This is a genomic window from Shewanella sp. (genome assembly GCF_041630135.1).
In the GTDB taxonomy this organism is placed as follows: Bacteria; Pseudomonadota; Gammaproteobacteria; order Enterobacterales; family Shewanellaceae; genus Shewanella.
Map to the genome: position 1 here is coordinate 15,606 of NZ_JBFKLW010000017.1, position 19,471 is coordinate 35,076.

At 54.0% G+C, this 19,471-nt stretch carries 15 protein-coding genes; 8 read left to right on the plus strand and 7 right to left on the minus strand.

Annotated features, from left to right (window positions below; translation table 11 throughout):
• Positions 1-69 precede the first annotated feature (69 nt).
• Positions 70-2,658 carry a TonB-dependent receptor plug domain-containing protein gene (locus ABYK60_RS06595; protein ID WP_372871203.1) on the minus strand — a complete coding sequence of 863 codons (2,589 nt, stop codon included), beginning with the start codon at positions 2,656-2,658 and terminating at the stop codon, positions 70-72.
• A 372-nt stretch (positions 2,659-3,030) separates the two neighbouring features.
• Here ABYK60_RS06595 and ABYK60_RS06600 point away from each other — a divergent pair, with 372 nt between their 5' ends.
• Positions 3,031-4,641, plus strand: coding sequence for an AMP-binding protein (locus ABYK60_RS06600; protein WP_372871161.1), 1,611 nt, complete (start codon positions 3,031-3,033; stop codon positions 4,639-4,641).
• Positions 4,642-4,706: 65 nt separating this feature from the next.
• Here ABYK60_RS06600 and ABYK60_RS06605 read toward each other — a convergent pair whose 3' ends face one another.
• Together ABYK60_RS06605 and ABYK60_RS06610 are read right to left on the minus strand one after the other, a co-directional pair.
• Positions 4,707-5,993: an acetyl-CoA hydrolase/transferase family protein gene (locus tag ABYK60_RS06605; RefSeq protein WP_372871162.1), complete on the minus strand. Its 1,287-nt coding sequence runs from the start codon at positions 5,991-5,993 to the stop codon at positions 4,707-4,709.
• A 98-nt stretch (positions 5,994-6,091) separates the two neighbouring features.
• Entirely contained in the window at positions 6,092-7,945 is a 1,854-nt protein-coding gene (locus tag ABYK60_RS06610; RefSeq protein WP_372871163.1) for an ABC transporter transmembrane domain-containing protein, read from the minus strand.
• 155 nt (positions 7,946-8,100) lie between these two features.
• Between ABYK60_RS06610 and ABYK60_RS06615 the strand changes: the two genes are divergently transcribed.
• A complete protein-coding gene (locus ABYK60_RS06615) occupies positions 8,101-9,093 on the plus strand; it encodes a hypothetical protein (RefSeq protein ID WP_372871164.1) in 993 nt (330 codons plus the stop codon).
• 14 nt (positions 9,094-9,107) lie between these two features.
• Here ABYK60_RS06615 and ABYK60_RS06620 read toward each other — a convergent pair whose 3' ends face one another.
• Together ABYK60_RS06620 and ABYK60_RS06625 are read right to left on the minus strand one after the other, a co-directional pair.
• Positions 9,108-10,562, minus strand: coding sequence for an NAD(P)/FAD-dependent oxidoreductase (locus ABYK60_RS06620; RefSeq protein ID WP_372871204.1), 1,455 nt, complete (start codon positions 10,560-10,562; stop codon positions 9,108-9,110).
• On the minus strand, positions 10,562-10,879 hold the full coding sequence (locus ABYK60_RS06625; RefSeq protein ID WP_372871165.1) for a winged helix-turn-helix domain-containing protein: 318 nt from the start codon (positions 10,877-10,879) through the stop codon (positions 10,562-10,564). The genes ABYK60_RS06620 and ABYK60_RS06625 overlap by 1 nt, the downstream gene beginning before the upstream one ends.
• A gap of 169 nt (positions 10,880-11,048) precedes the next feature.
• On the opposite strand from ABYK60_RS06625, the gene ABYK60_RS06630 reads away from it, so the two are divergent.
• The 6 genes from ABYK60_RS06630 to pepN all read left to right on the plus strand — a co-directional run bounded on the left by ABYK60_RS06630 (position 11,049) and on the right by pepN (position 18,227).
• Positions 11,049-11,579 carry a PH domain-containing protein gene (locus tag ABYK60_RS06630; RefSeq protein WP_372871166.1) on the plus strand — a complete coding sequence of 177 codons (531 nt, stop codon included), beginning with the start codon at positions 11,049-11,051 and terminating at the stop codon, positions 11,577-11,579.
• Positions 11,576-13,078: a PH domain-containing protein gene (locus tag ABYK60_RS06635; protein WP_372871167.1), complete on the plus strand. Its 1,503-nt coding sequence runs from the start codon at positions 11,576-11,578 to the stop codon at positions 13,076-13,078. Before ABYK60_RS06630 ends, ABYK60_RS06635 begins: the two co-directional genes overlap by 4 nt.
• Positions 13,079-13,087: 9 nt before the next feature.
• Positions 13,088-13,636, plus strand: a complete 549-nt coding sequence (locus ABYK60_RS06640; RefSeq protein ID WP_372871168.1) for a DUF924 family protein — start codon at positions 13,088-13,090, stop codon at positions 13,634-13,636.
• 99 nt (positions 13,637-13,735) lie between these two features.
• Positions 13,736-14,506: a substrate-binding periplasmic protein gene (locus ABYK60_RS06645; protein ID WP_372871169.1), complete on the plus strand. Its 771-nt coding sequence runs from the start codon at positions 13,736-13,738 to the stop codon at positions 14,504-14,506.
• A gap of 169 nt (positions 14,507-14,675) precedes the next feature.
• Complete coding sequence (locus tag ABYK60_RS06650; RefSeq protein ID WP_372871170.1) at positions 14,676-15,566, plus strand: DMT family transporter; 891 nt, start codon at positions 14,676-14,678, stop codon at positions 15,564-15,566.
• A gap of 36 nt (positions 15,567-15,602) precedes the next feature.
• Positions 15,603-18,227: an aminopeptidase N gene (gene pepN, locus ABYK60_RS06655; RefSeq protein ID WP_372871171.1), complete on the plus strand. Its 2,625-nt coding sequence runs from the start codon at positions 15,603-15,605 to the stop codon at positions 18,225-18,227.
• A 143-nt stretch (positions 18,228-18,370) separates the two neighbouring features.
• Here pepN and ABYK60_RS06660 read toward each other — a convergent pair whose 3' ends face one another.
• Positions 18,371-18,499 (minus strand): hypothetical protein, encoded by a 129-nt coding sequence (locus tag ABYK60_RS06660; RefSeq protein WP_372871172.1) that lies wholly within the window; start codon positions 18,497-18,499, stop codon positions 18,371-18,373.
• Between the two features lie 316 nt (positions 18,500-18,815).
• A complete protein-coding gene (locus tag ABYK60_RS06665; RefSeq protein WP_372871173.1) occupies positions 18,816-19,382 on the minus strand; it encodes a phosphoribosyltransferase in 567 nt (188 codons plus the stop codon).
• Positions 19,383-19,471: the final 89 nt, after the last annotated feature.

Consider the following 19,471-nt stretch of genomic DNA (forward strand, 5'->3'; position numbering starts at 1 on the left):
ATTAGGTAATCATGAAATGAAGGGCATAAAAAAGGGCTGCTTCAGCAGCCCTTAAAGGTCGGTTAACTATCAGAAGTTGTAGTTCAGACGACCATAGTAGTAACCACCGTTGAAACCATATGGTGAGGTCACAGGGTATGCTGCACCCGCGATACCCGCCCATGGGTTGTCATCCGGATAGGTATCAAACAGGTTCTGGGCGCCCACTGAGATGCTCCAGTTATCGTTGAAGTCATAACCGATTTCAGCATCAAAGGTTACGGTAGAACCATTGTAGATAGGCAATTCACCCTCAGAATCCAGGTGATCCTCGTAGAACTCACCGTAGTAGTTCATACGAACCATGGAACGCAGATTAGCGCTGATTTCCTGGGTCCAGGTGAGGGTGCCCTTGTGATGTGGCAGAGCTTCTTCAAGCACCTTCACGCGGGCTTCACTGATGTTATCAGGGTTGTAGCTGTCTACTGTGGTTTCAGTCCAGTTGTAGGCCAGAGCAAAGTTGGCGCCATCTAACCAATCCGGTGCATAGCTTGCCACCAGATCAACACCCTGGGTAGTGGTATCGAAGTCGTTGGTGAAGTACAGCACTGAACTGAAGCTGTTGGCATCCAGCACGCCCTGAGCAATCAGTGCGTCCTTATCGGCCTGGGTCAATTCCTGGTTAGAACTCTGAGTGATACGGTCTTCGAGGCTAATGTGGAAGTAATCTGCCGTCAGGAAGAACTCACCCACAGTAAGCACAGCACCGAAGGACAGGTTAACCGAAGTTTCTGGATCCAGTGGCGTAGCGCCTTTCTGTACAGAAATTGGATTGGTTGGTGGCAAAGTAGCCTGATCTTCAAGCTGACCACCAGAGAAGGCTGTGGTCACGTTACGCACATTGCTCTGACCAACAGTTGGTGCACGGAAACCTGTGCTGGCAGCGGCGCGCAGCGAGAAGTCATCTGTCACGTTCAGGATCGAGCTCAGCTTCCAGTTGGTGGTAGAGCCGAAATCATCATAATACTCATAACGCAAAGCACCTGTTACCAGCCAAGTATCGGTCAGGTCGTGCTCAGCATCAAAGTAAGCCGCGTAGTTGTTACGACTCCATGAACCTGAATCCTGCGGCTTGAAACCCGGGAAACCGTTTGAGCCAATACCAAAGCCCTGGGTATACAGAGGGCCAAGCTCAAATGAGGCTGGATCGCCATTGTAGATTTCAAAGGTTTCGCGGCGGAATTCCAGACCGGCAGCAAAGCTCCATTCATCCACTTCAAAATAGCTGAAGTCCAGTGAGGCGCCTCGCTCAATCTGCACGTAACGACCAGGGCTGAATTCAGTAGGTGTATCCGGGCCCATAGAGGCATTAACAGTATTCTTGATGTAGAAATCGGCGTCACTCTTACCGTAACTGACACCAAAGTCATAATTCAGATTGTTGGACATGGTGCCCTTAACGCCAGCACTCAGGGAAGTGTCTTCAATCACACCACCGAAGCGAGGGGTAAAGCCACCGGGGAACATTTCGTTAAACACGAAACAGTTCGGATTATTCATCACAGCCTGCAACCCGGCATCATCATAAATATTTAAGCCAGAGGCAGTACCGGCTACCGGGCAATTTCCGCTGCCGTCGGCAGTCAAATCACCAACGAGGCGATCATAGCGGTCGCGTCCAAGTGCATCCTGGACCGGATCGTCATTTTCATCCGTGATAGCCATTGCATATACACCACCACGGGTGTTGGGGTTACGGAAGTAGAAGCCGCCTTCTACATCACGGCGGGCCCAGTTACCAAACATATAGGCAGTCTGGTCAGCATTCAGATCAAGGCCAGCATTAAAGAAGAACTTAAAGTCATCTTTGGTTTCAGGTGCACCCCAGATTTGCGCTGGATTGGCCACTTCAGTATTACCTGAGGCAATCAGGCCTGCTGCATCATCACGCTGTACACTGCGACTGGTTGCATCAGCGGTCTTATATTCGGCACTGATATTAAAGAAACCATTATCCGTCAGCGGCATGCCTACGTTAGCGGCAATCATCGGGCTTGCGCCGTCGCCTTCATAGAATTCGCCATAACGGGCTTCGATGGTGCCGCCTTCGGCATTGTCTTTCAGCTGGAAGTTGATTACGCCGGCAATGGCATCTGAACCATACTGAGCCGCAGCGCCATCACGCAGCACTTCAACCTGCTTGAGAGCAACCGATGGGATTACGGAAATATCCGGTCCCTGAGCACCGTTGGATACACCACCGCCCAGGAAGGAGATTACCGCAGCACGGTGACGGCGCTTGCCATTCACCAGAATAAGGGTGTGATCAGGAGCCAGACCACGCATGTTAGCCGGACGAACCAGGGTGGCGGCATCAGAAATTGGCTGGGTGTTTACGTTATAAGAAGGCACCACCTTGCCAAGCAGATCATTCATATCTGTGGTGCCGTTTTTAGTAAATTCCTCATTACCGATAATATCTACAGGCACAGGAGATTCACCAACCGAACGAGGAGCTGCGCGCGAGCCTACGACGGCGATTTTTTCAATATTCTCACTTGCTTGCTCTTCCTGCTGAGCCTCTTCCGCCATCGCAGCGGCTGAAACTCCGGACATAGCCAGTGTAATCGCCAGGCTCAATGAGCTCAGGCCGAACTTTTTCTTGTCTTGTGAAGTCATCATCTTTGCTCTCAATTGATTATTATCTTTCTTTTCCCCGCCACCGAAACCGGGTTTCGGTTGGGACTACACAGGTAAACGCTACAGGTTTCCCACCCCATATCTATAACACTTTGGTTTTATTTACCATAACCTTTTATCATCTTTATATTCACATTTGCGCAACCTTTTCAGCATTAACAACTTGGTGGGTGAAATTTTTTACACAAAAAACAGCCGGCACATTCAAAAATCCAGCAACAAGCAATTGATATAGGAGATGTTTAATTACAAGTTACAACAGACTGGGATTGGTAATTGACCAGCCGAGGTGCAACCCTCTAAGCTGACACCCTGATAACAAAAAATAACAATCCTGATAGGAGCAAACTCATGACCACAAGCATGGCACAAAGGCCGGACATGGCTGAATACAGCTCACTGACTGAGCTATTTGGCAAGGCATGTGAGCGATTTGGGGATAAGCCCGCCTTTGCCTGCCTTGGGAAACGCCACAGTTTTGCTGAGATCAATCTGCTTTCAGACCAGTTTGCTTCCTTTCTGACACACCATTGCCAGTTGACACCCGGTGACAGAGTCGCCATTCAGCTTCCCAATCTCACTCAGTTTGTCATTGCCGCTTATGGCACACTTAAGGCCGGCATGGTGCTGGTAAATACCAACCCCTTGTATACCGAGCGGGAGCTCATTCATCAGTTCAAAGACTCAGGCGCCAAGGTGTTGGTGGTACTGTCAGATCTGCTGCCTACGCTGGCAAAAGTGGTGGCCGAGACCCCCATTGAAAAAGTGATATCCACCCACGCACTGGATTTGCTTGCACCGCAAATCCAGCCCAAAACCGGGCTTAAAAATATAGAGTTTTTAAAAGCCCTGTCCCTTGGCGCCGAACATTTAGGGCCGGACAACACCTTTAATCCCATGCCGGCCAATCACAGTACTCTGGCGGCACTGCAGTACACAGGCGGCACCACAGGGCTTTCCAAAGGAGCCATGCTGAGCCACGGCAATCTGATAGCCAATGCGCTGCAATGCCGTGACCGGCTGCAGGATGTGATAACCCCCGGCGAAGATATCTTTGTGGCACCGTTGCCCATCTACCATATCTATGCGTTTTTGGTGAATCTGGTACTTTACCTTGAGCGTGGTGGCTGCTCTGTGCTCATTCCTAATCCAAGGGATATTCCGGCGCTGATTAAGACCCTGTCGCAGTTTCGCTTTACCGGCTTTGCCGGACTCAACACCCTGTTTGTTGCCCTGTGCCATCAGAGCGAGTTCAAGGCACTGGACTTCAGCAAGCTCAAAGTCACGATCTCAGGCGGCACCGCACTGACTGAAGCTGCCTCAACTCTTTGGCAGCAAACCACAGGCTGCACCATCAGCGAAGGCTATGGTCTGTCGGAAACCTCCCCGGTGGTCACTCTCAATCAGCCCGGACATGAGCGTCTGGGTACCATAGGCAAACCCGTAGCAGCAACCGAAGTGCGGATCCTCGGTGAAAACGATATCGAACTGCCTCTGGGCGAAGCAGGAGAGCTGGCGGTGCGTGGCCCTCAGGTGATGGCGGGTTATTGGCAACAAGCCGCAGAAACCGAGCGGGTTTTCACCAAAGATGGCTTTTTCAAAACCGGCGATATTGCCATAGCCGAAACTGATGGTTGCTACAGAATAGTAGACAGAAAAAAAGATATGGTGCTGGTTTCCGGCTTTAACGTGTATCCCAATGAAGTGGAAAACGTACTTGCAAGCCATGCCATGGTGCTGGAATGCGCCGTGATTGGTGTGCCCGATGAGCGCAGCGGCGAAGCGGTAAAGGCGGTAATCGTACTGAAGCCCGACACCCGTCGGGAAGAAGCAAACACGGCGATTCAGGCTCACTGCGAGGCAAACCTTGCCCCCTATAAGCGGCCAAAAATCATCGATTTTGTCGACGCTCTGCCCAAAAGCACTGTAGGTAAAATTCTGCGCCGGGCACTCAGGGACTAACCAGCCCACTCAGGCTCAGAAAACAAAACACCTCGCCTGGCGAGGTGTTTTTGCAGATGCGGCAATTACACCATCAGGCCCCACATTTCGTGTGTCTCACGGCAAAGTGCCTCGCGAAAATCGGGATGGGCAATATCAATCAGCGAGCGAGCCCGCTCACGAATAGACTTACCACGCATATAGGCAACCCCGTATTCAGTCACTATATAGTGCACATGGGCACGGGTGGTGACCACGCCAGCCCCGGGCGACAGCACAGTGCTGATGCGCGATAACTTACCACCGGAAGCAGTGCTTGGCATGGCAATCACTGAGCGGCCACCTTCAGACAACCCGGCGCCGCGGATAAAGTCCATCTGTCCACCCACACCCGAGTAAATACGGGTGCCAATGGAGTCGGCACACACCTGGCCGGTGATATCAACCTGCAGCGCCGAATTAATCGCCATCACCTGCGGATTACGACGGATAATGGCAGTGTCGTTCACCTGCTCAATATCGAGAAATGCCACCTGAGGGTTATCATCCACAAAGTCATACAGTCGGCGACTCCCCAAGGCAAAGCCAGTCACCAGCTTGCCGGTGGCAAAACGTTTGCGGCTGTTATCCACCACACCACGCTCCACCAGACTTAATATACCGTCCGAAAACAGCTCGGTATGCACCCCAAGATGCTGGTGATTACCAAGGCAGCCCAGCACCGCATCGGGAATGCCGCCAATGCCCATTTGTAAACAATCACCGTCGCGCACCAGCGCCGCCACATTGCGGCCAATCGCCTGACTCACACCATCGGTAGTGGCCAGCGCATGCTCCGGCAACTCCATCGGCGCTTCAAAAATCGCATCAAAACGACTTAACGGAATAAAACTGTCACCGTGGGTGCGAGGCATTCTGGGATTGATATGAGCGATAATTTTTCCTGCCACCTCGCAGGCAGCCCGGGTTGCTTCCACCGAAATCCCCAGTGAGCACATACCGTGCTTGTCCGGCGGCGATACCTGCACTATGGCGGTATCAATACGCTGCTCGCGGCGACGAAACAGCTTGGGCACTTCAGACAAAAACACCGGCACATAATCGGCACGGGATTCAGCCAGCAGCGCTCTGGTGGGTCTGCCACCAAAATAACAGCGATGACGCAGATGACCTTCAAGCTCGGGGCCGCTAAGGCACTCGGCATGCTCTGTATGTAGTTGTAATAGAGTGAGATTAGTACGGGTCAGCGCATGCTTTGCGAGGGCTTCGAGCAACAGCCTTGGCGTCGCTCCCATGGAGTGGGTCCAGATAAATTCGTCATTATCGATTAACGATACCGCCTCAAGGGCGGTGTCACAGTACTTGGGTACCATCGGGCTTCCTTGATGATTCAGACATAGCTGTTATAGCAGCTAATAAGGACGCCCATCCCGACTCAGATCATGTTTTGGCCGGCTTAATATGACTCATTTCAGCTCTCTGACAGCAGCTGAAGGCTGGCAAACTCCCGATATTGCGGGCTGGTTTCCAGCAGCTGGGTATGGCTGCCTTGGGCGATGATTTTGCCCTTATCCATTACCAGAATACGGTCAGCATTGATAACCGTCGCCAGACGGTGGGCAATAATCAGACTGGTGCGGCCGCGGATAAGAGTGTCGAGCGCTTCTTTGACATAGCGCTCGCTCACTGCATCGAGCGCACTGGTGGCCTCATCGAGCAGCAGCACCGGGCGGCTTGCCAGAATGGCACGCGCAATGGCAATGCGCTGCTTCTGGCCACCGGAAAGCTTAACACCACGCTCTCCAAGATAAGTGTCATATCCCTCCGGCATAGCTTCGATAAACTCGTGGGCACGGGCGGCAATGCACGCAGCTTTGACCTCATCCAGAGTGGCATCCACCTTGCCGTAGCGCACATTCTCCAACACAGAATCGGCGAAAATCACCGACTCCTGAGGCACCAACGCAAAAGCACAGCGCAGCGACTGCAAATCAGTCAGGGCAATGTCGGTGTTATCGAGGTAAATCGCGCCGCTGTCCGGGGCATAGAAGCGACCAAGCAGCTGAAACAGGGTACTCTTACCGGCACCGCTTTCCCCCACCAGCGCGACCTTCTCGCCGGGGCGAATATGTACAGAAACATGGTCCAGCGCTCTGGTTTCACTGCCGGGATAACTGAAACAAAGATTCTCAATGCGAATATCACCGTCCAGCGTTTCGGGCAAGGCTACCGGGCTTGAGGGCGTAGGAATGTCACTCACAGCTTCACTGAGTTCTTTCAAGCGTTCGGCGGCGCCACTGGCGCGCTGCACATCGCCAATCACTTCGCTGATAGTCGCTGTGGCACCGGCCACCAAGAGGGCATAAAACAAAAAGGCCGACAATTCACCGGCACTGATGGCGCCGCTCATTACATCCCTTGCGCCGACCCAAATCATCAGGGCAATGGCCGCTATGGTTAAAAACATCACTCCGGCAATGAGCAGCGCCCGGAACTGAATACGGCGTCCGGCGCTGCCAAGCACCTTGCCAAGCAGACCGCCGAACTTATCTCTGTCCACCTGCTCGTGGGTGTAGGACTGCACCGTATGGATTTCGTGCAGGCTCTCATCGATATAGGCACCAAGATCCGCCACCCTGTCCTGGCTGTCGCGGGAAAGTGAGCGCACCTTACGGCCAAAAATCAGAATAGGCACCAATACAGCAGGCACGGCCACCAGCACCAGCGCCGTGAGCTTAAGGCTGGTAATGGCCATCATGGCAATGCCGCCTAGCACAGACACAAAAGAGCGCAGCGCCATGGAAAAGCTGGAGCCAATCACGGTTTGCAGCAAGGTCGAATCAGCGGTAAAACGGGAAATCACCTCACCGGTGCGAAGCTTGGCATAAAAGGCAGGTGGCAGAGTCAGCAGGTTATCGTACACCTTGGCACGAATATCGTTACTCACCCGCTCGCCAAGCCAGCTCATCAAATAAAAGCGACAAAACACGGCACTGGAGCTGATGGCCGCAATACCAATCAACACCCATACCAAATGATTGAGCCTGTCTGCGTTTCCGGCCACAAAGCCTTCATCCACAATCAGCTTTACCGCCTGCCCCAGCGCCAGCCAGGCCAACGAGCCTATCAGCAGGCAAATAAGCGCCATAAAGACCCTGATTTTGTAAGGACGTAAAAAGCCCGCAATCCAACCTATGACACTGCCTTGGGAGATGGCTGAAGTTTGCACTGAACTGGCACTGGCATCCGGCACTATTGGCTCCAGAAAGAATTGAAGAAGGGCTTGAAACCCAATATGTGGGCGATGGGGATAAAAAACAACCATAAGCAATCCTGTCCCAGCGCCGTTGCCGGGCGCAGCAGCAGGATTCGTCAGCACACATGCAAACACTAACGCCAAAGAGAAGCTGCGCATCTGGCCTTGGCCTGCCTTACACGCATTTGCTAAAGTCAGCAAAACGCACAGAAACGGAAGTCGTTGTGACCCGCATTCCCCACCGATTAGCCATGCCGCAGATGAAACACGCCGGACAGTCCGGCCGCCGCTTATTGGCCGGACTGCTGCTACTGTTCATCATCAGCCCCGCCGCCCTGGCCTATGAGCCCAGCGAAGGCCACCGTCCCCTGACGCAGTCCGCCTTTGAGGTGCTCGAACGGTGCAATATTCCGCTGGACACCGAGCTTAAACAGCAGGTAATGGCCGGTAACCTGGCCATGGACATGGGCGCGGGTAAACTGCCCGCCACACTGATGGACAGCAACCCGGCCAAGGCGCTTTACCCGATGAAGGTTCGGATCCATAACTGGCATTTTTATCATCCGGATAAGACCTCGGACGCCCAGCGGCTGTCGGGCAAAACGGATATGTCGATGGCAAGGCTGTGGCAGGCGGGCGTAACAGGGCTTACTGAGGCCGACAGCAGCCAGCAAGGCTATTATCTCGGTGCGTTAATCCATCTGATCCAGGATGTGACAGTGCCGGCCCATACCGTGCCTGTGTATCACGGCCCGAAAATCATTGCCTGGAAACGGGAGTTTGCGCCGCTGGTGAGTTACCTCGGCTTGAGTTTTCGCGGCCTGTTCAGCATCAGCGACCCAATAGACAACTGGCCGGTGTCACCGATCACCGGCATACACTGCCCTGATCCCGTTCGCCTGACCTCAGATCTCACACTCGGCGATAGCTTAAACCAACTGAGGGATGCCACCGCCAGACAAACTCTGGCGGCACTGGCTGTGCCCATGGCAGGCTGCAACCAGCGCTGGGGGATTTTTTGGCAACAGGATATAGGCCACAAGTACTTTTCCGGTTACAACCAGCAATTAAAACCTATGGATAAAATGGGTGATTTCTCCATTGAAAACCAAAGATGCACTCCGGACTATCAGGGCTTTGTTGCCGGTCGTCAAAAGGCGGCAGTGGACGCCACCGTACTGGCGCTTGGGATCTGGCTTAAGCAGTCCGGCGAGTAAGCAATCGGCAGCGCTCAATCGCTCCGGTTCATAAAGGCTTCGAGGGCATCGGCGAGTTTGGATACCCCCGCCGTGAGTTTACTCTGCGGGCGGCGAACCAGCAGTTTTTCTTCGGCGCGAAACAAGGCGCCGCTGACACTGTATCCAAGCCAGGGAAAAGGCTCAGACTCCCAGCGCCTTAGGATTTCCGTGACCTTGCCCTGATAGGCCCAGGGCATGCTGGCAAGTTCACTGTCGGGTTTCACAATCAGGCTCGCCAGGGTTTCGCCAAACAGCATGCTGGCGCCTACGCCTTCGCCGCCATAGCCGCCGATAAAGGCAAGGCCTGTGGTGTTGTCAAAAATTGCATGGGGCCTGAATCGGCGCGACAACGCAAGGCAGCCGCCCCAGCCGTGGGTCAGTTCAACCCCTTTGAGCGCGGGGAAAAAAGCGCTTAGCAGCTCACTTCGAAGGTCAAACATATCTCCCATGGGCGGCTCACCAAGGCGCCTTGGCCGAAAACCAAAACGGGTTTTAACCAGGCCGCCAAAGCCATAGCCACCCCGGGCACCAAACACCAGACGGCCATCATGGCTGCGCTGACCATAGGTAATAAGCCGCGAGGCATCGGCAAAGGTCTGTCTGCCGTCAAGGCCAATGTTCTGCCACTGCGCCTCGCCAAGTGGCTCGGTTGCACAGAGCATACTGAATATCGGCAAACTGGTGTTGCCATCAAGTCCCAGAATGCGCTGATAACCTTCAAGCGCCGAAACCAGAATATTGGCCGTGACGCTGCCTCTGGCGGTCAGCGCCTTTTGCCCCAGCTGCTGCGGCTGAACCTGTGTAACGGCGCTCTGCTCATAGAGCTTCACGCCCAGGGTTTCAACCACCCGGGCAAGCCCCCGAACCAACTTAAGTGGCTGCACTCTGGCGCAGTGGGGAGTGAAAATTGCCGCCTCAGTAGCGGGTAAATTCAGTGCCTGTTTTGCCTCATCAGCGCCAAGCCAGCGGATATCGGACTCATCAAAACCCGCCGCACGAAAGTGCTCAAGCTCGGCCTTTAAGCGCTTAAGCTGCTGTGGGTAGCGCGCTGCCACATGCAAATTACCGCCGTGGTGAAAATCGCAGTCGATACCAAGGCTGGCCAGCAGATTCTCACCCTTTGCCACTGTGCCGGTGATAAGTTGCCTGGCGCGGTCACACCGCTCGCCATCCAGCAGCGCCAGATAGTCAATATCACCGCCAAAGCTGCCCATAAACCAGCCGCCATTGCGACCGGAAGCGCCCTCACCGGCCATGGCTGCCTCCAGCACCACTATATTCAGGCTTGGATTAAAGCGTTTCAGAAAATAGGCGGTCCACAGCCCGGAATAACCGGCACCGAGAATACAGACATCGGCTTCGATATCGCCTTCAAGGGCTGGCCTTGGCACCGTGGCTTCGCCGAGGGTATCGGCCCACAGACTCTCACCCAGACCGCCGCTCACCATCACGGCTCGACTCCAAGTATGGCTTTGACTTCATCCACATGGGTGTCCATCCAGGCACTGCTGATGGGCCCCCAGGTGCGGATGCGATAGAAACCCGCGTTGTGGCGCTCGCCATCCTGGACAAACTCCACCTCAATGCCGATGTCAGAAAAGCTGGCGATAGCATCCTGCAGCGTGCGCCTGGGCATACCTGTGAGTTTGCCCAGCGACAACAGGTTGTGGCGCGCATCATCCATCAGGTGCGCCAGATACAGTTTGCGCAGAAAGGCTTTATGCTGCTTACTCACTTGAGGCTCGCTGTCGATGTCTTTTACCATGGCTGACTCCTGCACGTATTTCCCTCAAATTACGCGAATTTTCACCAGTTACCAAGCGTCTTCACCTCTCACATTCTGCAACATACTCTTTGGCCAATCCGCTGGATTTATATGAGTTTTCACTGTTATATTGCCAAACACCCCGGAAAAAATGGCAAGGATGAAACAAATGCAAGAGCAAGATGCCAATTTACAGGCATTTCTGTTGCAACAGCAGGACTGGAGTCCCTTCGATATACCTGAGCTTGTGCCCGTGGATAGACGCTATCCGACCATGCTGCTGGTCAGCACAGCCATCGCCTTTTTAGTGGTGCTTACCGCTATCAGCCTGTTTCTCATCTTCACCCACGCAGGTGTAATGCCGCTTCTCATTGTCAATGGAATTGGCGTCGGTCTGTGTGCCCTGGTGCTGTGGCTGTGCCATCGCTGGGCATTGAGCCTCAGCCACGGCGTCTCGGCGCTGGAGGTTATCAGTCAGGAAGGCATTTGGTGGCAGACCCGTACCGCCCTGCCCTACAGCCGTATTCAGCATGTGACCCTATCCCAGGGGCCGGTGGAGCGCCGCTACGATTTGGCATCGCTCAAATGCTACAGCGCCGGCAGTGGCCGGGCCGAAATTGAAATTCGCGGCCTGACCATGAACAGAGCCGAGCACCTTCGCGGCCATATTCTGGCCAAGGCGGGAGTGCGTGACGCATGAGCAATAATCCCTGGCAGCGACTGTCGCCCTGGTCTGTGGTCAGCTTTACGCTGGGCACAGCAAAAGGTGTTCTGACTCAAGGCTATGCACTTATCCCCATTGTGTTTACCGGCTGGAAGAAGGGCTTTGATTCGCCGCTGGTGATTGGGGTGGCGCTGGCGGTACTGCTTGGCATTATCAGTTACGCGCTTATCCAATTTATCACCTACCGGTTTCGACCCGGTGAAGACAAGCTCGAAGTGCGCCGTGGGCTGTGGTTTGTGCGTAAAGATGAACTTCCCTTCGATAAAATTCAGAATATCAGGCTGGATCAGCCCTTTTACTTCAAGCCGTTAAACCTGTGTACCCTGGTGGTGGAGACCGCAGGCTCCAAAAATGATGAAGTCAGCATTGCCGCTATGCCGCTCGACGGCGCACAACAGCTCAAAGTCCGCTTGCTCGGCCGCATTAACCACAACCAATCAAACGGGCAAGCCGATGCCAACGCCGGAACGGCCAACGTAAGCGATCAACTGCTTATCAAACGCTCCCCCAGAGAACTGCTGATTTTCGGTTTGTACCACAACAATCTGGTCTGGCTCATGGTGCTGGCCGGTTCGCTGATGGGCCAACTGCCGGTGGAGCAATTTATCGAGTCCCTCGGGCTTGAGGCGGTGCATCAATTCAAGTCTCAGGGCACCTTGGCGGCAACCCTGCTGATGCTGGCACTTGGGGCATTGGCTTACCTGTTGTTTTCCCTGCTGTCGGTCACGTTCGCCTTTTTGAAGTATCACCCATATCGATTGCACATGGGCCCTCAAACAGAACCAACGCTGGAGCGCAGCGGCGGCATTATTGCCCACCAGCAGGATGCCCTCGCCATGCGCCGGGTGCAACTGCTGGAGTTCAACCAACCGCCCATTGCCCGGCTGCTGAGGCGCTGGACCCTGTTTTTCCGCCAGGTGCAGGGGCATGAGGTAGAGCAACATGTCAAACTGCCGCTGCTGGTGCCAGCCCTGACCCGTGAAGAATTAGGGGCACTGCTCAATGAACTGTCCACCTTGCCCGGCAACAGTGAAAAGCCCCCTGCCGCGGCAGAGTTTCTGCCGATAAACAGTGGCTGGCTCAGCCGCCGTTTGCTGCTGCCCGCACTGGCAGCGACCTTGGTGATAGTCTTTTCCAATAATTGGCTGGTGATAGAAATTGCCCTGACTGGCGCAACACTCACTGCGCTGGGGATGTGGCTCAGATTCCGCCACTGGGGCTACCGCATGGGCGAAGACGTCATCTGGCACCGAAGCGGTCTTCTTGGCCAAAGCATTAAACGGATTGCCCTGAGTAAAGTGCAGCATCTGGCCATTATGCAATCATCCGGACAACGGAAGGCAGGCTACGCTACCCTTAAAATTGGGCTGGCCAGTGGCGAGCTTAGCCTGCCCTGGATCCCCATTACTGAGGCCAAAGCCATGGCCAAAGCCGCCCTCGACCGTGTTAGACCAGATAATCACAACTGGATTTAAGGAGCATTCATGTCCACCTATCACTGGCGAAGCGTTATCGACTTTTGGTTTAACGAGATCAGCCCCAAACAATGGTGGCAAAAAGACGAAACCTTCGACCAGCTAATCAGGCAGCGCTTTGGTGACTGGCTCAATTGTGCCAAAAAAGGCGAGCTGTTCCAGTGGCGCAGCGAGCCTTTGGGCCGTTTGGCTGAAGTGATAGTACTGGACCAGTTTTCCCGCAATATTCACCGCGACACTCCAGCCGCCTTTGAGGCCGATGCCATGGCACTGGTGCTGGCACAGGAGGCGGTTGCCCTTGGCGCTGACAAAGCTGTACCACCACAGATGGTGCCCTTTTTGTACATGCCCTATATGCACAGCGAGTCAGCGCTGATCCACGATGTCGCCATGCAGCTTTTTGACAGCGACGCTGCCCGTGGCAATCTCGAGTTTGAAATTCGCCACAAGGCCATTATCGACCGTTTTGGCCGCTATCCCCACCGAAACGCAATTTTGGGCAGGGTATCGAGTGAAGATGAACTGGCATTTTTACAACAGCCCGGCTCTTCATTTTAGCCCTAAGGGTAAAACCAGCCGTTTTCAGCTAGACTCAATCTTAAGTGCAGCAACAACAATACTATCAGCTGCATGGTTCAAAGGATGACCAAGGCCAATATGAGTAACAAACATCGCCTTCCACTTCCCCTGTTTGCGTTACTGGCGGGGGGCATATCCATGTCGGCCAGCGCTGACAGTATCAACATGGGCGTGAGTTTCGCGATCCCACCCTATGTCATTCAGCAAAATAACAGCGGGCTGGAGCTCGAAATTTTAAAGCACGCTCTGGCCAGACGTGGCCACATGACAGTGGTGCACTACCTGCCTCTGGCGCGTACCTTTCGCGAACTGAAAGAAGGCCAGCTCGATGGCATTATCAATACGCAGCCCCATATGCTGGATGGCGTCTACTACTCGGATGAGGTCATTCGGTTTCATAATTGCGTATTCACACTTGCCTCAAGGGATTTATCGATAACCTCACTGGCCGATTTAAAAGGCAAAAGTGTGGTGGCCTTTCAGAAGGCCTCTAAACTGCTGGGCACCGAATTTGGCACCATTGTCGCCCAGCAGCCAAGTTACAATGAGGTTGCCACCCAAAAACAGCAACTCTTCCTGTTGTTTAAAGGTCGCGTCGATGCCATTATTCTGGAACGCAGCATTTTTGGTTATTACCGCAAGCAGGAAGTAGATGACGGCTTTAAAGCTGCGCTGGCACAGGTAAAAGAACACTGTATTTTTCCCCCAACTGACTACCGTTTTGCATTCCGCTCCGAACAGATCCGTGATGACTTCAATGCCGGGCTCAAGGAAATCACCGATGATGGCACCCTGCATGCACTGCAGCTGAAATACCGGGATATGATGGAATTGCCGACTGAGTACTGAATCAGCCCCCATGGACACGCACTTCTGCCGCCGCAGCTGACACGCCCCCATCTAAGTAAATTTGCTCATGTGGGGGCAAGGATAATGCTGCGAAGCCCTAAGGCAGGCTTGCTGACAACACGGCAAGGCTATACATTGGCAGCCCATAAAAACAACAAACTGCCCCTTCATGAAATCAAGCTTCTATCTGATGGCCGCCTGCTCAGCCATTTTAATGGGCACCATAGGTATTATTGCCCGCCTCGGCGACCTCGACGCCGCCACCTTAACCTTTTATCGTCTGGCGCTTGGTGCCTTGATATTAATGCTGTTTTTGCAATTTAAAGGTCAGGGAAAACGATTATTAACCCGTCCCCACTGGGGCACAGTACTGGGTGGTATGCTGCTGGCGGGTTTTATTCTGTGCTTCTTAAAGGCCATAGAAACCATTCCCATGTCACTGGCTATTATGCTGGTGTATCTGGCCCCGGCTGTGGCCGCTATTGGTGCGCACTTTTTATTTGACGAGCGACTGACCAAGGCATCCCTCGCGCTGGTGCTGCTGGCCTTTTTCGGTTTTGCCATGTTGCAGGAATTTTCATTCGATACCCGTGGAGCCGAGGCCGTGGGCCTGGGCTACGCCCTCGCCTGCCTTGGTGCATACAGCGCCTTTATTTTAATAAACAAGCAGGTACCGGCCAGCGCCGATCCCTTTGCCAAAACCTGGGTGCAGCTCTCTGTGGGAGCCCTTTGCTGCATACCGCTGATTTGGCAGCTGCCATTACCCAAGGGCAACGACTGGCTCTGGCTTGCAATGGCCGCCCTGTTCCCCGGATTTCTGGCAATACTCTTTGCGGTAAAGGCCATCACGGCTCTGCCCGCCAAGGTATTTGGCACTCTCGCATATCTTGAACCGCTGGTTGTGGTGCTGGCAGGCTTTTGGCTGTTCAACGAACCCATGTCAGCGCTCAAATGGGCCGGATGTGGCCTTATTCTGCTCAGCGGTATTGCTCAGGCACAATTGACCAGAAAACCACACAGCAACCACGCTGGCAAAGCAGGCCACCATGGGGTAAGTTAAGCGGCAAAAAAATACTGGCATTTGAAGGAAGCATTCGTGAAGTTATCAAGCCAAGTCTGGGTGGCCGCAGCAGCGCTCACCCTGGCCTCCTGCGCCGCAACAACCGGCCACCATTCCGGTAGCCGGGACGCAACACCCTATATCAGCGCCGAACAGGCTGCCGCCCGTTCGGCCAGGATCAGCAACATCAGTTACGAGTTGGATTTCGCGCTGACCGGTGCCACTGAGTTCAGCGCCACCAGCACTGTGACCTTCGATTTGACCGACACCCTGTCGCCTCTGACACTGGACTTGAATAAGGCGCAGATTACCGGCCTTTTGATTAATGGCGCCAAGGTCTACCCCAACTACAATGGCAGCTACCTCATGCTTAACTCCAGGCTGCTCGTCAGTGGCCAGAACCGTATTGAAGTCAGCTTTACCCGCCCCCACAGCACCAATGGCGAAGGCTTGCACCGCTTCGAAGACCCGGTTGATGGCAAGGTATATCTGTATTCCCACTTTGAGCCTGCCGCCGCCCAGCAAATGTTTGCCGTATTTGACCAACCGGATCTTAAGGCAAGTTACAAAGTAAAGGTGAAAGCCCCCGCCGACTGGCAGGTGATCACCAGCATGCGCGAAAGCACCATCAGCGATGAGGGTGCCTTCAAGGTATGGGACTTCCCGGCCACACCAAAGCTGAGCCCCTACAACTTCTCGTTGCACGCTGGCCCTTACACAATGTGGCAGGACAGCCGCGCCAAATACCCCATGCGCCTGTTTGCCCGCCAGTCCATTGCCGACAAGGTAAACCCGGAAGACTGGTTCCGCTACACCGCCCTTGGGCTTGATTACTTTGAAGGCTACTTCGGTATTGCGTATCCCTTTGAAAAGTACGATCAGCTGCTGGTACCGGACTTCCTGTACGGCGCCATGGAAAATGCCGCTGCCATCACCTTCTCTGAATCCGGCTTTGTCAGCAGTGGTGAGATGAGTCTCAAGCAAAAACAATCTCTTGCTGGCGTTATCATGCATGAAATGGCTCACCAATGGTTTGGCGATCTGGTCACCATGAAATGGTGGAATGGCCTGTGGCTCAACGAAAGCTTTGCCTCGCTGATGGGTACCATGGCGCTGGAAAAAATTCCCGAATTCGCCCATGCATGGCAAAGCTTTTACGCCGGTGGTAAACAGCGTGCCTACACTCAGGACAGCCTGGTCACCACCCACCCAATTGAAGTACCAGTACCCAGCTCAGGCAACGCCTTCGATAATATCGATGCCATCACCTATCAAAAAGGCGCCGCCAGCCTGCGTCAGCTGAGCATTTTGCTGGGGCAGGAAACCTTCCGCCGTGGCGTATCGGCCTATTTGAATGAATTCAGCTACCGCAACGCCACTCTGGATGACTTCATCCAAAGCCTGGCCAAAGCCGCTGGCAAGGACTTAAGCCAATGGACTCAGGACTGGCTGTATCAGCCCGGCGTAAACCATATACAGGCCGAATTCGATTGTGAAGGTGGCCAGATAAGCCGATTCAGCCTGCACCAAAGTGCCCCCGAGCAGTATCCGGTACTGCGCGAACAAAAGGTGCAAGTGGCCCTGTTTGATGCCGACCGCCACGGCCTGCATCGCGATCGGGTGGTTGAAGTCACCTTCAAGGGGGCAAAAACCGAGGTGCCGGCACTGATAGGCAGACTCTGCCCTAAATTGGTATACCCCAACTATCAGGACTGGGGTTACCTGAAAGTGAACCTTGACTCCCGCTCATTCGACACAGTGCGAACCTACCTGGCACAGACAGAAGACCCGCTGCTGCGTGCCATGCTGTGGCAAAGCCTGTGGGACAGCGTAGAAGACGGCAAACTGCCATTGCAGGACTTCATCACCACCGCGCTGGTGAACGCCCCCAAAGAACAGGATCTGCAACTGAGCAATCAGATTATTGACAAGCTCAGACGCAGCGCCGCATACCTGCACAGCGCCCCGCCAACATCGGATAAATTTACCCGAAAAGCGTTATTGGCTTTGTCACAAATGAGCCTGCGTCGCGCCATGGAAAGCCGCGGCGACAGTGAACTGCAAGGCAACTGGTTCGATGCCTACATATCCCTTGCATACGGGGGAGAAGCCATCGGCCATTTGGAAGAACTGCTCGATGGTGCCAGCCGTATTCAGGGGCTGAAGATAGATCAGGACAGGCGCTGGGATATGATCGCCCGCTTAAACCGCCTTGATGCCCTGGGGGCTGAGCGCCGGATCCGTGAAGAACTTGCCCGGGACAACAGCGATGCAGGCCAGAAGGCGGCCATACGCGCCAAGGTACAACGCCCCGATGGCAGCATCAAGCGCCAGTGGCTGAGTAAGATTGCCGCTGGCAGCGAGCCCTTTCCCAAGCTCAGAATCGCCATGGATTACCTGTATCCGCCGGAGCAACAACTGCTGGCACAAGCCAGCAGCGATACGCGCTTTGCCATGCTCAGCGAATTGGATGCAAAAGGCCCTGTTTTTGCCCGCTCGGCAGCAGCCCTTATCCCATCGAGCTGCACTGCCGCCGGAGTAGACGCCATCAGCAACTATTTGGCTGCCAAGCCCAAGCTCTCAAGCGGTATGGAACGCGCCCTTTTGGAAGCACGCCAATTGCAGCAGCGCTGCGTAAATGTAGTTACCCGCTTGCCCTGAGCTGCCCCAGCCGTTAGCACACAGCCTGTTGCAAATAGCCTGGCACAAACAGCCAGGCATCAGCCGCTCAGCGGCTACCACAAAAAAGCCCCGGGAACGGGGCTTTTTTTATCAGCAACAAGCACAACAAATACTGCACGGAATCAGCAGCTGTCAGCGACAAGCAATGGCCAGCGGATATTCATCGAGGCAACACTGGCCTGGGCGGCAATTTCTTTGTGATTGAGTTTGCCAAGCTCCGCCCGTTGGCTGAGCCAGAGTAACCAGATCACTCACCGCGTCTGGATGTGGTTCGAAATCCCTCACACCCCAGACCAATGCCCGGTAGCAAGGTCCAATCGTGTCGCCGCACTCTGAGGAGTGTACGGCGAGCAAGAGCACCTTCTGTCCACTGAAGTCCACCACCTGCCACTGATTGGCAAGAAACTCATATTTCTTTCCGTTTACAATGACCCACAATTGGCTACCGCCAGAACCACCCCACATGGAAGCTAAGTCTTCATTTACAAAAAAGCCGCGCCTGTTGCATTAACAGCGGCACGGCTTTTCATTGCCAACAGACAAAGCTGGCGGGATTGACATCAAAGCTTAGATAAACAGCCCGGCGATATTTTTCAGATCGCTTTTGCCACTGGCGATTTCGTCCGGCGTCAGGCCTGATACTTCGTGGGGGAACACCAGCCAGTCTTCAGATGAATGTATGTAGTAGTCCGGCTTTAATGGTACTGCGGTGTTTTTTGGCTTGTAGTAGGGGCAGGCAATACGGATATCGCGGGGCATATTAAGGCGCATCAGCTGCGACAGCTTTTCTTTCAGCGCGTGAATACTGCGGCCTGAGTCAAATACATCATCCACAATCAGCAGGCTATCGTCGGCATTGCAGTTCTCGATGATGTAATGCAGGCCGTGAACCTTGATTTCCTTGCTTTGCTTGTCAGTACCAATGCCGTAGTAAGAGGAAGTACGAACGGCGATATGGTCAGTGTCTACCTTTTTAAAATCAAAGTATTCCTGCACTGCAATGCCGATAGGGGCACCGCCACGCCAGATCCCCACGATAAACTGCGGGCGAAAGCCACTCTCGTAAACCTGAGCCGCGAGTCGGAACGAGTCTTCCAGCAACTGCTGGGCGGTAATGTAGTGTTTATCTGACATATTGTTTTGTCCCCATCATCGTTATTGTGTTTTTAACCGGGCTTACCGGTAATGATGCGCAGACAGGGCCCAAACCTGCCTTACTGCAT

Excerpts from the sequence above, each read along its gene's own strand:
- ABYK60_RS06595 (WP_372871203.1), bottom strand. The coding sequence starts at position 2,658 with ATGACTTCACAAGACAAGAAAAAGTTCGGCCTGAGCTCATTGAGCCTG.
- ABYK60_RS06600 (WP_372871161.1), top strand. The coding sequence starts at position 3,031 with ATGACCACAAGCATGGCACAAAGGCCGGACATGGCTGAATACAGCTCA.
- ABYK60_RS06605 (WP_372871162.1), bottom strand. The coding sequence starts at position 5,993 with ATGGTACCCAAGTACTGTGACACCGCCCTTGAGGCGGTATCGTTAATC.
- ABYK60_RS06610 (WP_372871163.1), bottom strand. The coding sequence starts at position 7,945 with ATGGTTGTTTTTTATCCCCATCGCCCACATATTGGGTTTCAAGCCCTT.
- ABYK60_RS06620 (WP_372871204.1), bottom strand. The coding sequence starts at position 10,562 with ATGGTGAGCGGCGGTCTGGGTGAGAGTCTGTGGGCCGATACCCTCGGC.
- ABYK60_RS06625 (WP_372871165.1), bottom strand. The coding sequence starts at position 10,879 with ATGGTAAAAGACATCGACAGCGAGCCTCAAGTGAGTAAGCAGCATAAA.
- ABYK60_RS06630 (WP_372871166.1), top strand. The coding sequence starts at position 11,049 with ATGCAAGAGCAAGATGCCAATTTACAGGCATTTCTGTTGCAACAGCAG.
- ABYK60_RS06635 (WP_372871167.1), top strand. The coding sequence starts at position 11,576 with ATGAGCAATAATCCCTGGCAGCGACTGTCGCCCTGGTCTGTGGTCAGC.
- ABYK60_RS06640 (WP_372871168.1), top strand. The coding sequence starts at position 13,088 with ATGTCCACCTATCACTGGCGAAGCGTTATCGACTTTTGGTTTAACGAG.
- ABYK60_RS06645 (WP_372871169.1), top strand. The coding sequence starts at position 13,736 with ATGAGTAACAAACATCGCCTTCCACTTCCCCTGTTTGCGTTACTGGCG.
- ABYK60_RS06650 (WP_372871170.1), top strand. The coding sequence starts at position 14,676 with ATGAAATCAAGCTTCTATCTGATGGCCGCCTGCTCAGCCATTTTAATG.
- ABYK60_RS06665 (WP_372871173.1), bottom strand. The coding sequence starts at position 19,382 with ATGTCAGATAAACACTACATTACCGCCCAGCAGTTGCTGGAAGACTCG.